This is a genomic window from Arhodomonas sp. SL1 (assembly GCF_052060015.1).
In the GTDB taxonomy this organism is placed as follows: domain Bacteria; phylum Pseudomonadota; class Gammaproteobacteria; order Nitrococcales; family Nitrococcaceae; genus Arhodomonas.
The window spans coordinates 215,528-228,462 of the sequence record NZ_JBPODZ010000002.1 but is presented as its reverse complement, the minus strand read 5'-3'; the positions used below and the strand labels follow the sequence as shown (position 1 = coordinate 228,462).

The 12,935-nt window shown below is 69.2% G+C and carries 13 protein-coding genes; 6 read left to right on the top strand and 7 right to left on the bottom strand.

Features of this window, described 5'->3' with window-relative positions; translation table 11 throughout:
- The first annotated feature begins 1 nt into the window (after position 1).
- Positions 2 to 1,174, top strand: a complete 1,173-nt coding sequence (gene pqqE, locus ACQ754_RS04845) for a pyrroloquinoline quinone biosynthesis protein PqqE (protein ID WP_440995869.1) — start codon at positions 2 to 4, stop codon at positions 1,172 to 1,174.
- Here the strand turns inward: pqqE and ACQ754_RS04840 are convergent.
- Together ACQ754_RS04840 and hspQ are read right to left on the bottom strand one after the other, a co-directional pair.
- Positions 1,149 to 3,023 (bottom strand): S9 family peptidase, encoded by a 1,875-nt coding sequence (locus tag ACQ754_RS04840; protein WP_440995868.1) that lies wholly within the window; start codon positions 3,021 to 3,023, stop codon positions 1,149 to 1,151. The two genes, pqqE and ACQ754_RS04840, sit on opposite strands and share 26 nt — an antisense overlap.
- 102 nt (positions 3,024 to 3,125) lie before the next feature.
- Positions 3,126 to 3,437, bottom strand: coding sequence for a heat shock protein HspQ (gene hspQ, locus ACQ754_RS04835; RefSeq protein WP_440995867.1), 312 nt, complete (start codon positions 3,435 to 3,437; stop codon positions 3,126 to 3,128).
- 33 nt (positions 3,438 to 3,470) lie between these two features.
- Here hspQ and ACQ754_RS04830 point away from each other — a divergent pair, with 33 nt between their 5' ends.
- The gene (locus ACQ754_RS04830) at positions 3,471 to 4,142 is read left to right on the top strand and encodes a PRC-barrel domain-containing protein (RefSeq protein WP_440995866.1); all 672 of its coding nucleotides are present in this window, start codon (positions 3,471 to 3,473) and stop codon (positions 4,140 to 4,142) included.
- A gap of 63 nt (positions 4,143 to 4,205) precedes the next feature.
- Here the strand turns inward: ACQ754_RS04830 and greB are convergent, their stop codons facing one another.
- The 3 genes from greB to ACQ754_RS04815 all read right to left on the bottom strand — a co-directional run bounded on the left by greB (position 4,206) and on the right by ACQ754_RS04815 (position 6,992).
- Positions 4,206 to 4,706, bottom strand: coding sequence for a transcription elongation factor GreB (gene greB, locus ACQ754_RS04825; protein WP_440995865.1), 501 nt, complete (start codon positions 4,704 to 4,706; stop codon positions 4,206 to 4,208).
- A 79-nt stretch (positions 4,707 to 4,785) separates the two neighbouring features.
- The gene (locus ACQ754_RS04820) at positions 4,786 to 6,102 is read right to left on the bottom strand and encodes a flippase (RefSeq protein ID WP_440995864.1); all 1,317 of its coding nucleotides are present in this window, start codon (positions 6,100 to 6,102) and stop codon (positions 4,786 to 4,788) included.
- Entirely contained in the window at positions 6,099 to 6,992 is an 894-nt protein-coding gene (locus ACQ754_RS04815) for an FkbM family methyltransferase (protein WP_440995863.1), read from the bottom strand. The genes ACQ754_RS04820 and ACQ754_RS04815 overlap by 4 nt, the downstream gene beginning before the upstream one ends.
- A 57-nt stretch (positions 6,993 to 7,049) precedes the next feature.
- Here ACQ754_RS04815 and ACQ754_RS04810 point away from each other — a divergent pair, with 57 nt between their 5' ends.
- The gene (locus ACQ754_RS04810; RefSeq protein ID WP_440995862.1) at positions 7,050 to 8,240 is read left to right on the top strand and encodes a hypothetical protein; all 1,191 of its coding nucleotides are present in this window, start codon (positions 7,050 to 7,052) and stop codon (positions 8,238 to 8,240) included.
- Here the strand turns inward: ACQ754_RS04810 and ACQ754_RS04805 are convergent.
- Positions 8,180 to 9,109 (bottom strand): sulfotransferase domain-containing protein, encoded by a 930-nt coding sequence (locus ACQ754_RS04805; RefSeq protein WP_440995861.1) that lies wholly within the window; start codon positions 9,107 to 9,109, stop codon positions 8,180 to 8,182. The two genes, ACQ754_RS04810 and ACQ754_RS04805, sit on opposite strands and share 61 nt — an antisense overlap.
- A gap of 34 nt (positions 9,110 to 9,143) precedes the next feature.
- Here ACQ754_RS04805 and ACQ754_RS04800 point away from each other — a divergent pair, with 34 nt between their 5' ends.
- A complete protein-coding gene (locus ACQ754_RS04800) occupies positions 9,144 to 10,286 on the top strand; it encodes a glycosyltransferase family 4 protein (protein WP_440995860.1) in 1,143 nt (380 codons plus the stop codon).
- A gap of 8 nt (positions 10,287 to 10,294) precedes the next feature.
- Here ACQ754_RS04800 and ACQ754_RS04795 read toward each other — a convergent pair whose 3' ends face one another.
- On the bottom strand, positions 10,295 to 10,855 hold the full coding sequence (locus tag ACQ754_RS04795) for a Uma2 family endonuclease (protein WP_440995859.1): 561 nt from the start codon (positions 10,853 to 10,855) through the stop codon (positions 10,295 to 10,297).
- Between the two features lie 38 nt (positions 10,856 to 10,893).
- Between ACQ754_RS04795 and ACQ754_RS04790 the strand changes: the two genes are divergently transcribed.
- The gene (locus tag ACQ754_RS04790; protein WP_440995858.1) at positions 10,894 to 11,580 is read left to right on the top strand and encodes a response regulator transcription factor; all 687 of its coding nucleotides are present in this window, start codon (positions 10,894 to 10,896) and stop codon (positions 11,578 to 11,580) included.
- Positions 11,567 to 12,904, top strand: a complete 1,338-nt coding sequence (locus tag ACQ754_RS04785; RefSeq protein WP_440995857.1) for a sensor histidine kinase — start codon at positions 11,567 to 11,569, stop codon at positions 12,902 to 12,904. Before ACQ754_RS04790 ends, ACQ754_RS04785 begins: the two co-directional genes overlap by 14 nt.
- The last annotated feature ends 31 nt before the right edge of the window (positions 12,905 to 12,935 follow it).

Here is a 12,935-nt window from a genome sequence, read left to right as displayed (position 1 = left end):
CATGATTGCTGCCGAGACGGGAACGGGCCTGGCCGAGGGCAGCGCACCCATTCCGTTGTGGCTGCTCGCCGAGCTCACCTACCGCTGTCCGCTGCAGTGTGCGTACTGCTCCAACCCCATCGCCTTCGCCCGCTATCGCAACGAGTTGAGCACCCAGGAGTGGCTGGACGTGCTCGATCAGGGCCGTGCCCTCGGCGCGGTGCAGCTGGGGCTCTCCGGCGGCGAGCCGCTGCTGCGCAAGGACCTGGAAACCATCGTCGGCCATGCCCGCGGGCTCGGTTTCTACACCAATCTACTGACTTCCGGGGTCGGTCTGGATGAGGTCCGTCTCGCGCGGCTCAAGGACGCTGGGCTGGACCACATCCAGATCAGCTTCCAGGCCGATCAAAGCGGCCCGTCCGATGAGGTCGCCGGCAAGGACCACTTCCAGACCAAGGAGCGCATGGCCCGGGCCATCAAGGCCCACCACTACCCCATGGTGTTCAACGTGGTCCTGCACCGGCACAACCTGGACCGCGTCGATGCCATCCTCCAGCTGGCCTGGGACTTGGGCGCCGATTTCGTGGAGCTCGCCAACACCCAGTACCACGGCTGGGCCTATCACAACCGCGCGGCGCTGATGCCGACACGGCGTCAGCTACAGGAGGCCGAAGCGGTGACCGAGCGGTGGCGCGAGAAGGCGGGCTCGCGCATGCGTATCTATTTCGTGGGCTCCGACTACTACGACGAAACCGCCAAGCCGTGCATGAACGGCTGGGGCACAACCTTCCTCGGGGTGGCACCGGACGGCCGTGCCCTGCCGTGTCACGGCGCGACCTCACTGCCCATTGAGTTGCCGTCGGTGCGGGAACAACGGTTGCAGGCCATATGGCAGGATTCCCGCGCGTTCAACGTCTTTCGCGGTCACGACTGGCAGCCCGAGCCCTGCGCCAGCTGCGAGCTGCTCCACAGTTGCCACGGTGGTTGCCGGTGCCAGGCCCTGTTGCTGGCCGGTGATGCCTGGGCGACGGATCCGGTCTGCCCCAAGTCAGCGCTACACGACCGGGTCTTACAGGCGGTGGAGGCGGCGGATCGGCGTGAGGGTGCTGCGCCGCTGGTGATGCGTACGGTGGCCAACAGCCGTGCCCTGAGCGGCGGGGCGGCGGAGGTCAGGGGGCAGCGCCGGGACCCCTGAGGTGGCGTTGCACGAAGGCCAGCTCGGCGAGGGCGGCGGTGCGGATATGGGCGGCCCGGCGCAGGCCGTGACCCTCGCCGGGGTAGATGCGCATCTCGGCGCCACCGCCAGCGGCGGCCATCGCGTCCGCCATCTCCGTGGCCTGGGACACCGGCACCACGCGGTCGGCATCACCCTGGATAAGCAGTACCGGTGCGGTGATCTCACCGGCATGGCGCGCCGGGGAACGCGCCGCGTAACGTTCGGCGTCCCGTTCGGGGTCGCCCACCAGGAATCCCAGGTAACCACGCTCGAAGCGGTGGGTCAGCGCGGCGAGGCGGGCGAGATCGGTCACCGCCCACCGGCAGAGCCCGCCGGCGAACACGGTGGTGCCGCGCAGGGCGTTGAGCACCGTCAGCCCGCCGGCGCTGTTGCCGGCGATGAAGGCCTGACGCCCATCGAACAGGCCCCGGGCGGCGAGGGCCTGTGTGAACCGGATGCAGTCCTCGACATCGGCGATCCCCCAGCGCCCCCGCAGGCGCTCGCGATAGGCCCGGCCATGGCCGCTGCTGCCCCCGTAGTTGACCTCGGCGACGGCGATGCCTCTGCCGGTCCAGAACTGGAGCTCCGGGTTCCACGCGGGGCTGCGCATGGCGGTGGGTCCGCCGTGGGCACGCACCAGCAGTGGCGGGCGTGAGTCCCTCGGGCCGGATACCCCCGGGCACCAGGGGTGGTAGAGGTAGCCATGGACCGGCCCATCGGGGCCCTCCGTGGTGATCGGCTCGGGCCGCGCGACGGCGTCGGGATCGGGGGCGAGGTCCTCGCCCACGATCCGGGAGAGCCGACCCGTGGCCGCATCCAGCCGACAGATCGCGCGGGGACCGTCCTCGGGGGCACCGAGGTACCACAGGGCCTGTCCGTCCCATTGGAGCTGGGTAATATCCACATCGGGCGCGGCCAATGGGCGTACCTGGCCCGAGGGGTCGATACGGATCAGGTCGCAGCAGGCCTGCCGGATCCGCACCGCGAGGGTGGTGCCGTCCGTACGGCCCACGTGATGGGGCTGTGCGAGCTGCCAGGGCGGACGGGAGAGGTCGGCGGGATCGTCGCAGACGCGGAAGGGGCCGGCGCCGGTGAGCCGATACAGCTGCCACCAGCCGGCGCGGTCATCTAGGCAGTACAACGAGCCGTCTGCCCCCCAGCGCGGCTCCAAGGCCGATGACCGCCCATCGGTCAGCGCCCGCGCCTGCCCGCTGTCCAGGTCCATCAGCCACAACCGCGTCCGCGTCCACGGCATCTCCGGGGCGTTCCAGGCGATCCAGGCCACGTAGCGGCCATCCGTGCTGATCCGTGGTGCCCCGCAGAACTCGTCGCTCTCCGCGAGGATCCGGGGCGACCGCCTCCCGGACAGATCCAGCAAGACGATCCGTGTACGCTCGCCCGCCGGATCCTCCTGCAGGCAGACCAGGCGGCCGATAGCCGCATGCACGTCGCAGTCCCCGTGGCGCAGCCCCTCCGCGACATGGAGCGGTGTAGCCTCTCCCCGCCCGGTGACGGCCCAGACCCCCTGATCGGCCTCCTCGATGAACAGCCACGGGTGGTCGCCGGTGCCGGACCACACGGCGCGACCGCCGTATTCATGGACCCGGCAGCGGGCGCCCACAGCGGTCGGTGACCAGGCTGATTCCGGCGTGCCGCTCGCCGTGATAAAGAGCCGCGTACGGCCGGCGTCGTTCGGGCGGTGCTCTGTCCAGGCGAGTCCCTGACCGTCGGTGGATACCGCGAAGCCCGTGATCCGGTTGCCCTGTGCGAGGGCGGTGGCCTCAATGGTGCCCGGCCAGTGGCCCCAAGGGAGGGCTCGTGTGCTCATCGTTGCTCCCGGTCGCTGGCGCCGCACCACCGGCAAGGCATCCAGGCGTTTGCTGAGATACCGGATCCGGCGGACGATAACGGCCCTTGGCGGCTCAGCCCGTCAGTGCCGACCCGAACGGTGGTAGCGGCCGCCGTCAAAGCGGTCGAAGAACTGGCCCAGTGCCGGGTGCTCCACCTGCGCGCCGGAGTGATCGGGCTCGAGGTGGCGTTCGGCCACATAGGTGCTGTGGCTGGCGCCGTCCACGAGGACGTGATACCAGGGTTGGTCCTTGGGTGGACGGCTTCGGGCCATGGTCTCGTACCATTCCTCCGAGCCCTGGAATATCGGATCCACGTCGACGATAACGCCCCGGTAATCGAACTTCCGGTGGTGGACGACCTGTCCGACGGTAAACTTCGGCGTTACCTGCATAACACTATCCGGGATTATGGGGCTTAAAGGTCCATGATAAGGGAGGTCGAACGGGGGAGCACAACGGCTTGCGGGATCGGGGGCCCATCGGTCTTCGTCTCGGGGCCCGCCTCCGTGTCAGGAACCTCGGCGCCTAATAGGAGGATGCGAGAAATGAAGCGGCAAGGCATAAGACAACTGGTCGGTTTGGCATTGGTCGCGGCTGTGGGCTGGAGCGTAAGCGCGGCTGCCACTGAGGGCTTGTACTCGGCAGACAATCTCATGGGCTCACCCGTGCATGCGTCGGACGGCGAGCGAGTGGGTACGGTGGATGATCTACTGCTCGGTGACACCATGGCGGTGCATTCGCTGATCGTCGAGCTCGACAACGTCGTCCGCTTGGGTGGTCGCGAGGTGGTGGCCGAGCGGGGGATGTTTACGGTTACGACCACCGATGGCCCGAGCGCGTTCCAGGACATTACCTACGAAGTGCGGCTCACCGTAGGGTCGGACGAGTTGGAGGATCTCCCCGAGTACGACGAGGGTTGGTGGAACCGGACGACGAGCCGCCTGCAGCAGGCTTGGGAGAATACCCAGAAGGGCACCCGCAGTGCCTGGGAGCGCACCCAGGAGCTCGGATCGGCGGCCTGGCAGAACCTCCGGGAAGGCGCGGAATCCCTCGGCGAGCGCATCGGCGATGCCGTCGGCGGTGACGAGGGGCAGTAATGGGGGGACGTCTGTACCGGTGATGCTTCCGTGGCGTTGCCCCGGTTTGGTGAATACCTCCGCTCAGCCGCGCTGCCACAGGGCGGTGATGCAGTAGGTCATCTCGCCGTCGCGCGTCGCTACCGTGAACTCATCGTCGACGCGCTTGCCCAGGACGGCCCGGGCGAAGGGTGAATCCACGCTGATCTGGCCGGTGCCGGGGTCGATCTCGTCGGCCCCGACGATGCGGTAACGGGCGCTGTTGCCGGCCTCGTCCTCCACCTCCAGCCAGCTGCCGAAGTAGACCCGGTTCGGGTCATCGGGCGTGCGCTGCACCACCTGCAATGCGTCCAGGCGCTTGCTGAGATAGCGAATCCGCCGGTCGATTTCCCGGAGCTGTTTCTTGCCGTAGATGTACTCGGCGTTCTCCGAGCGGTCCCCCATGGCGGCGGCCTCCGCGACCGCCCGGGTCACCTCGGGCCGGCGGACCCGCCAGAGCCAGGCCAGCTCGGCGTTGAGTCGGTCCCAGCCTTCCGGGGTGATATACGGGGAGCTCTTCTTGCGCGGGGGGCGATAGCGGCTCATGCGGAGGAGGCCTGCAGCCGGAAGCTCACGAGGTACAGGCAGCGGAGTGTACCGCCGCCGGCCGCGGTGATCGAGGGCATCATCCCTTGGCGCTCGCCGCCATACCCAGTGCGGTGGTATCCACCCCCAACCGGTGGCGTACCGCCCGCCACAGCAGGACATTCCAGAGCACGAGGGTGAGCGCGCTGGCGGCGGCGGCACCGTTGATCCCGAACGGCGGGATGAGCGCCAGGTTGAGGGCCACGTTGGCGACGACGCCCACGGCCAGTCCCCGTGCCGTGTCGCCCTCGTGGCCGGTCATGTTCAGCAGCAGTGCCACCGAGCCGAACGCGGCGTTGCCGAATTGGCCGAGGGCGAGGAGGATCAACGCGGGCCCGCCGCCGCTGTAGTCCTCGCCGAATACCAGGACGATGACCGTCTCGGCGATGATCAGGAAGGCCGCCACGATGGGCAGCGTCAGCACCATCACCAGCCGTGCGGCGCGGGTGGCGGTGCGCTGCAGCGTGGCGAGGTCGCCGCGGGCGTGGCTATGCGAGAAGCGCGGCGCGACCACCAGGTTCACCGCCATCAACCCGAAGCTCACGCTCATGGCGGCCTGGGAGATCACCCGGTAGAGCCCTACCTCGTCGCTGGGTCGGAACCAGCCCAGCATGATCAGGTCGGTATACTGATGGACGATATGCATGGCCGAGACCAGGGTCAGGGGCAGGGTGCTCGCCAACCATCGCCGGCTTTCATAATGCGGTGCCGCCTGCTTCGGCAGGGGCGGAGATACGCGGCGAAACAGCACCACGGCGGCCCACAAGGCCAGCGCCGCCGCACCGGCATGCAGCGCCACGGCGGTATCCGGGCGCATCGCCTGCGGGGCTACGACCAGCAAGGCGGCGATGGCGAGGAACAATAGGGCCGGGCGGATCACGTATTCCGGGAGCTGGCCGAGGATTACGTGATGGAGGCCCCGCATGGTGGCCCCGTAGAGGTTTGCCAGGATGATCATGGGCACCGCCACCACGGCCAGGGCGACGCTCGTCCGCTCCACGGCGTCGAGGCGTGCGCCGAGCAGCCAAACCCCCAGGATAGAGATCATCGCCACCGAGACGCCCAATGCGAGCGCCCCCCCAAAGGCCCAGCGCCGTATCCCCTGCAGGAGATCCCAGCGCTCGCGGGCGCGGGCGGCGGCGGTCTCGCGAAGGATCAGGATCGGTAGGCCGCCCGCACCCGGCATGTTGAGCAGCATCACCAGGGCCATGGCGTAGGCGTAGATACCGTAGCCAGAGGGCCCGAGACTGCGTGCTAGAAGCACCGTCAGGCCGAAGGCCAGGGCGGCGTTGAGCGCACGCAGGGCGAAGCTCGAGGCGCCGCTGCGCAGCAGTGAGCCCAGGCGGAGCGCGCTCACGGCAGGCACAGGATGTTGCAATGCGAGCTGCGTTTCGGTAGGCGTCTCCGCAGGGTGCCGGCGGGGGTGATGTAGTGGATCCGGTAGCGGAGATCGTCCCAGAGGGTTCGGACCGCGTCCGGATCCCGCCCCGCCGCCGCGAGCAGGCTATCGTTGCGTTCCATGACCACAGCGGGGCGCAGCTCGCTGAGCGTTCGCCGCGCGCCTTCCAACACGTCCATCTCGGCACCCTCGACGTCGATCTTGATTACGTCCACCCGGCGCAGGCCTTGCTGGGCTACGTACTCGTCCAGGGTCAGGCAGGGTACGGTCTCGGGAGCCCACCCGTGCTCGCCGCGGCCGACGTAGGGGGAGCTGCGCCCGGCGTTGTAGAGTCGGCCTTTCCAGTGCGCCTGGGGGACCCATACCGTGAGCTCACCCGCCTCCGCGGCGAGGGCGCAGGCGTTGACCGTGATGTTCTCCAGGCCGTTGTCGGCGATGGCGCGCTCGAGGCGCTCGCGGTTGCCGCGCACCGGCTCGAAGGCGTGGACCTGCCCGGCGGGGGCGTCCGTGGCGAGGACCAGGGAGAAGCAGCCGACATTGGCACCCACATCCAGGGCCACACCGTCACGGGGCAGGCGATCGCGGAGCACGGCGAGGGCGCCGCGGTCCTCGGCGGGGAAGCCGTACCAGAACACCCCGGCCTCCACATGCTCACTCAGCCGCACCGGCAGGGACGCGCCACCGGGCAGCCGGGCCGGCATAGGGTCGGTGACGCGGCGGGCCCAGAACTGGGGCATCACGCGGCTCACCGACGGCCACAGCCCTCGCACCCCGGGTATGGAGGCCGCCGCAAGGCTGATACGCTGGCAGACATGGAGGGTGAGAGGTGGTTTCGGTCGCTCCGTCATGCTAAGGGAGTCTACAGGCGGCGTCTGGGGCTGTCAGCGAGGCCGTTACGGCTGCTGATGGCGGCTCTGTTGCTCCTCGCCGTCTCCTGTGGCGCCGCGGCGGACCCGCGCCTGGAGGCGCCATCGTTCCGTAACATCGACCCGGTGACCTTTCGCTTTGACTATCCCGCCCTGGCCGCGCTGAAGCTGGAGGGCCAAGTGGTCCCCGGGCTGCACCGCAACTTCGTGCCCCAGGGCATCGATTACGTGGATCGGGATAACGGCCGGGTGGTGCTCTCTGGCTACTTCTGTGAGCGCGTTGGCCGGGGCCTGCGTTGGCAGATGTTCATCCGTCGCTGCATGCTCAAGCATTCGGCCTTGTATCTCTATGACCTCGCCGCCGGTGAGACGGTGCGCTTGGCGATGCTGGAGGAGCGCGACGGTGAGCCCATGCGGCGGCATGCCGGTGGTGTGGCGGTGCTCCACGATTGGCTCTGGGTGCCGGACCGTTTCCAGGTGTTCCGCTTTGCTCTCGATGAGCTCCTGGACGCTGAGGTGCCGGTGATCACTATGCGCCCGGACAACGAACGCCCCATCCCCGTGGACAGCAGCGGCGACTTCGTTACCGCGGAGGGCGGGATGCTGTGGGTCGGGAACTTCCAGCGCGGCGACCGCGGCGCGCCGCTACCGCAGCATTACCTCTCCCTGCTCGGTGACACCCGTGGCTGGACGGCCGGTTACCGTATCGACCCCGAGACCCTGCGACCAGTGAACCGGGAGCGCTACCAGCTGCGCTGGGGCGGGATGAGCCACGAGGTCTACCGGCCGGACATCGCATTGCATCACCGGGATCGAGTCCAGGGGATTTCCTTCCTCGGCACCCATCGGGTGGTGTTAAGTGCGTCTTGGGGCCGTGCCCCGAGCAGCTTCGCGTTTCATCACCTGCCGAGCTCCGTGGCGGAGGCCTTGGAGAAGCCCTCGCCGACGGTCCGCTTGCCGGATGGCACCGAGATCCCCGTGCTCACCCTGTTCCGCCCGACCCGCGAGATGCGAGTGCACGCTCCGCCCGGTTCCGAGGGCATCAGCTTCGACGGCAGGGGGTTGGTAACGGTCTTCGAGGGCGGGGCCATGCCGTATCGCGAGCGGTGGCCGGACGTGGAGGACCGTATGATCCGCTTCCTACCGCCGGGGATCACGCGCTCTGTGGATCAACTGGCCGAGGCGGTCCCGGAAGAAGGATCGCCATCGGAGTCCGGCGCTATCCAGTGAGAGAGGTCGCGTCCGAGGAGCTGGGAGAGTAGCGTCACGTCGTCGGCGAAATACCGCCGCAGGCGCCCCGCCATCTCCGGGGAGAGGGCAGGCCGGCGGTCACCGGCGCTATTGAGCCGTCGCAGCGCCGCAGCGATCCCCCAGTCCCCGCTGATTCCCAGGGCGTCCCGCGCCCGGCTGGTATGGCGGATGAGCCGTGAGAGCAGCAGGGAGCGGGTCGGCGGTGTTGCGTTGACCACCGGGAACTGGCGGCGACCATCATCGTCGACCTGCAGGAAGGCGAGGGTTCGGCGATATACCCCCGCGGGGTCGGCACGCAGGTCATCGAGGAGCAGCGCGAGGACGCGCTCTTGCGGTACCCACCGGTAGAGGCGCTGGAGCTGCTCACCGAGGCGGCAGTAGGCGCCGTACTGGAGCCGATCCGGGTCGGCTCGGACCGCCCGGGGCAGCTCGCGGCCGGCGTGGCGCGCGGGTTGCAGCTCCCAGGCCCGGGCGAACTCACGCCGGTCCTCCCAACCCTGGCGCTGGCACTCGGCGTGCAGGGCGGGGGCCATCTCCACGGGGTTGCGTAGGCAGACGATGAAGCGGGCGGACGGGTTGTAGGCGAGGATATTGGGCACCGCCTCCGGGCAGTACAGGTAATGGGTGGAGGCCTCCCCGACGGCCCGATGGCCGGGGCCCGCGCTCGCGAACAGTGCCTCGTACTCCGCCAGGTTCCGGGTGGCCGGCATGCTCTCGGTGTTAAAGTAATGCGGCTCCTTGCGCGGGCTCAGGAACACCGCCGGGTGCTCGGCGAGCCATTGGGCGAGTGCGGTGGTGCCGCACTTGGGGGCGCCCAGGATGAAGAAGTCCGGTCGCTGGCTGGCCATGTCCGATTCGACCTCGGGACTCGTGGAGACGGCAATGATGGCACAGCGCGCGGCGGTGGCCGCGCACCCGACCCCCCTCCGGGTGTTGCACGTGGTGCGCACCGACGACCCGGCCGGCGGGGGCATTATTCACTATATCAACCGGTTGGGGGAGGGTCTCGCCGGCTCGGGAATTACCATGGGGGTTCAGGCGGTATTCGGCCGGGACCAAGCCCGCCGGGTGCTGTCCGTGCGTGCCCCATTGGCCTTCCTCCGACGCACCCGCCGCGCGCTGCGTGAGGCCGATGTCCTCCATGCCCACGGGATCTTCGGATGGCACGTGCTGCTCGGGGTGCTGGCCGCCCGGCTGGAGGGGCGGCCCTACGTCATCACCCTGCACGGCCACCTGCATTCGGCCGCGTTGCGGGAGCGCTTCCTGGCCAAGTGGCTGTATCTGCGAGCCGGTGGCGAGCGGATCCTGCGGCGGGCCGCCATGGTCCTGGTAAGCGCCGCGGCCGAGCAAACCGCGCTGCGAGCGCATAGCCCGAGGGCGAGGGCAAAGATGCTGGTACCGGCGTTGCCGGTGCCGGAGACAGCGACGCCACCGCCGCCGGGCGACCCCGGTGATACCCTCCAAGTGTTGTTCATCGGCCGCCTGCACCCCCACAAGGGTCTCCCGGAGCTGCTGGAGGCGGTGGCCCGGCTCCGGGGCGGAGGGCAGCCGGTGGCGCTGCAAGTGGCGGGCAACGGCCACCCCCACCAGCGCCGGGACGTGGAGGCCCGAATTCGACGGCTGGGTCTGGAGGATTGTGTATCCTTGCTCGGCCACGTCGACACCGCCGAACGGGATCGACGGTTGCAGGCCTCCCATGTGCTGGCGTTGCCGTCGCATTCGGAGAATTTCGGTTTCGCCGTGGCCGAGGCCATGGCCCTGGGGCGGCCGGTGGTGGCCAGCGAGGGTGTTGGTGCCGCCGAGATCGTCGCCGAGCGGGATTGCGGCCGAGTGATCCCGGTCAGTGACGTGGACGCCTTGGCGGAGGCCCTGTACGCCTGCACGGATCCGGAACGGCGCCGGAGGTGGGGACGTCGCGCCCACCGAGCGGCCTGGGAGTGCTTTTTGCTGGGGCGTCTGGGAAGCGATGCGGCGGCGGTTTATCGTGACGCCGTGGCGGCGGACGCCACCGGTCATTCGGAGTAGCCGCGGGGTCAGGCCCAGAGCGTGTCCAGGGCGAAGGTGATCGCCTCGAAGGGTGGCTGGGAGACGGCATCGTCCTCCTGCAGGGTGGCGAGCAGCAGCCAGTAGGCGCCCTCCTGCAGGGCGTAGACCTCCAGGGTGCGGGCGTCCGGATCCACCAGCCACAGGTGGGGCACACCCTCCCGAGCGTAGCCGGGCATCTTAACGGCGCGGTCGGTGCGGGCTGTTGCCGGGGAGAGGATCTCGCAGACCCAGTCGGGGGCGAGCTCGAACCAGGCGGTATCCGGTAGAGAGGGCATGTGCTCGCGGCGCCATCCGGCCAGGTCCGGCACGATGATATCGCCGCCGAGGTGGAGCTCCGGCTCGTCGAGTATCCACCACCCCCCCGGGCCGTTCCCGCCGTGGTCGAAGGGGCCCCATAAGTTCCCCGTAAGGGCCGAATAGGCCCGGGCGTGCCGGGGTGCCGGCCGGGGATGGGTATGCAGCTCGCCGCCGAGGATCTCTCCGACCAGATGCTCGGGGAGGGCGAGGATGTCCTGGTAGGTCGCATGTTCGGTGTTGGGCTCGGCCATGGTAACCACCCCCGGTGCTCTGGGTTATCCTAGCGCACATGCGGATCCTGGTGGTGGAGGACAACGCGGCGCTGGCGGCCAACCTGGTGGATTATTTGGAGTCCCGGGGCCACCAGGCGGAGGCCGTCGGCAATGGGCGTCGGGGGCTGAACCTGGCCATTGCCGAGCCCTACGAGGTGATCGTGCTGGACCTGGCCCTCCCCGGCATGGACGGTGTGGAGGTTTGCCGGCGGCTGCGCGAGGCGGGGGTGGCGACTCCCGTGATTATGCTTACCGCCCGGGGGGAGCTGGAGGAGAAACTCGCCGGTATTGACAGTGGTGCCGATGACTACCTCGTCAAGCCGGTGGCGCTGGCGGAGCTGGAGGCGCGGGCTAGGGCCCAGGTCCGGCGTGTGCGGGGTGAGCTGGCGAGCACGCAACTCACTGTCGGTGACCTGGTGCTGGACGAAGAGGCCTTTGAGGTACGCCGGGGGGACACGCCGGTGCCTCTCGCCCCGGCGGATTTCCGTCTCTTGCGCACCCTGATGCGTGCCGCGCCGCGGGTGGTGCCCCGGCAGGAGCTGGACCGGGCACTGTGGGGCGAGGACGTCCCTGGCAGTGACACCCTGCGCGCCCATATCCACCGTCTGCGCTGTGCCATCGACCGGCCCTTCGGCCGGGATACCCTTCGAACCCGGCACGGTATCGGTTATTACCTGGTGGCGGATGGGAATGGGTCCCCGTAGCCTGCGTGCCCGCATCCTCACCGCCTTCGCCCTGGCCGGGCTGGTGCTTGGCCCGTTGGTGGTGGGGGTGTTGCTCCTCGCCGCCTATGAGCTCGAGGAGCAGGCGGTCGGCTCGATCCTCTCCCAGCGCCTGGAGCGGATCATGGCCGAGGGGGCCGCCCCGGTAACGGGCGACGGCGAAGCGGCGCCGGGTCTGCGGCTTTTCGGGCCGGTCGGCGCCGAGGCGCTTCCCGAGGATGTGGACCGCTGGCGGCCCGGCCTCTATGAGATTGAGCCCGACGGGGAGTCCGTGGCCGTGGAGTACCAGGGGACGCTGGGGACCGATCCGCTGTTTTCACTGCCTCGCCAACCCAGCTTGGCGCTGGCCATCGACCGTTCGGATGGGGTCACCTATGTGCTCGCCGAGGATCTCACCGCCCTGGAGGTCCGCGAGTCGCTCACGATCTGGCTGGTGGTGGCTGCCGCGGCCTTGGCCATGTATCTGTCGCTGTGGATCGGCTACTACCTCTCCCGGCGGCTGATCGATCCGCTGCGGCGGCTGGCCGCCGCCGTCGGCCCTGCCCGGGCGGGCGCGGGCCCGGCCGTCGACCCGGCCGATTATCCGGACGACGAGGTGGGCGAGCTGGCCGTAGCCCTGGCGGATTATCAGCGGCGCACGTATGAGGCCTTGGAGCGGGAGCGCGGCTTCTCTGCGGATGTCGCTCACGAGCTGCGCAACCCGCTGGCGGTCATCCGCAGTTCCCTGGAGTTGCTCCAGGAGGCGCACCGGCTCGCAGGGCCCCAGCGTCGGGCCCTGGAGCGTGCCGATGCCGCTACCGGGGAAATGGGGGAGACCCTTTCCGTGCTGTTGTTGCTTGCCCGGGAATCCCCCGCGGCCGATGACACGCCGGTGGCGCTTGGCCCGCTGGTGGGCGCGGCGGTGGAGCGTTTGCGCCGGGAGAGCGATGTGGCCATCCACTATAGTGCCAAGGCGGAGCCCTTATTGATGGCACCGGAGGCGGCGTTACGGTCCGTGGTGGAGAACGTGCTCGCCAACGCCTTGCAGAGTACCCCCGAGGGGGAGGTGCGGGTGTTGCTGGACAGCGGGCGGTTGGTGGTGGCAGACACGGGCATCGGTATCCCCGCCGCCGATCTGCAGCGCATCCGCGGCCGCGGCGAACAGGGCAGCAACAGCCCGAGGGTCGGCAGCGGGTTGGGGCTGTCCATCGTCGACCGGCTCTGCCGGCTCTTCGGCTGGGAGCTGGAGATCCACAGCAGCGAGGGTCGCGGCACCACGGTCACCTGGCGGTTTACGCCGGCGTCACCGTCTCTCCACATTCCGTAGACATTTTGTTGACGTGGTACCGGCTATCGTC

Excerpts from the sequence above, each read along its gene's own strand:
- ACQ754_RS04800 (WP_440995860.1), top strand. The coding sequence starts at position 9,144 with ATGATGGCACAGCGCGCGGCGGTGGCCGCGCACCCGACCCCCCTCCGG.
- ACQ754_RS04840 (WP_440995868.1), bottom strand. The coding sequence starts at position 3,023 with ATGAGCACACGAGCCCTCCCTTGGGGCCACTGGCCGGGCACCATTGAG.
- ACQ754_RS04785 (WP_440995857.1), top strand. The coding sequence starts at position 11,567 with ATGGGTCCCCGTAGCCTGCGTGCCCGCATCCTCACCGCCTTCGCCCTG.
- ACQ754_RS04790 (WP_440995858.1), top strand. The coding sequence starts at position 10,894 with ATGCGGATCCTGGTGGTGGAGGACAACGCGGCGCTGGCGGCCAACCTG.
- pqqE (WP_440995869.1), top strand. The coding sequence starts at position 2 with ATGATTGCTGCCGAGACGGGAACGGGCCTGGCCGAGGGCAGCGCACCC.
- greB (WP_440995865.1), bottom strand. The coding sequence starts at position 4,706 with ATGAGCCGCTATCGCCCCCCGCGCAAGAAGAGCTCCCCGTATATCACC.
- ACQ754_RS04805 (WP_440995861.1), bottom strand. The coding sequence starts at position 9,109 with ATGGCCAGCCAGCGACCGGACTTCTTCATCCTGGGCGCCCCCAAGTGC.
- ACQ754_RS04830 (WP_440995866.1), top strand. The coding sequence starts at position 3,471 with ATGATAAGGGAGGTCGAACGGGGGAGCACAACGGCTTGCGGGATCGGG.
- hspQ (WP_440995867.1), bottom strand. The coding sequence starts at position 3,437 with ATGCAGGTAACGCCGAAGTTTACCGTCGGACAGGTCGTCCACCACCGG.
- ACQ754_RS04795 (WP_440995859.1), bottom strand. The coding sequence starts at position 10,855 with ATGGCCGAGCCCAACACCGAACATGCGACCTACCAGGACATCCTCGCC.
- ACQ754_RS04810 (WP_440995862.1), top strand. The coding sequence starts at position 7,050 with ATGGCGGCTCTGTTGCTCCTCGCCGTCTCCTGTGGCGCCGCGGCGGAC.
- ACQ754_RS04815 (WP_440995863.1), bottom strand. The coding sequence starts at position 6,992 with ATGACGGAGCGACCGAAACCACCTCTCACCCTCCATGTCTGCCAGCGT.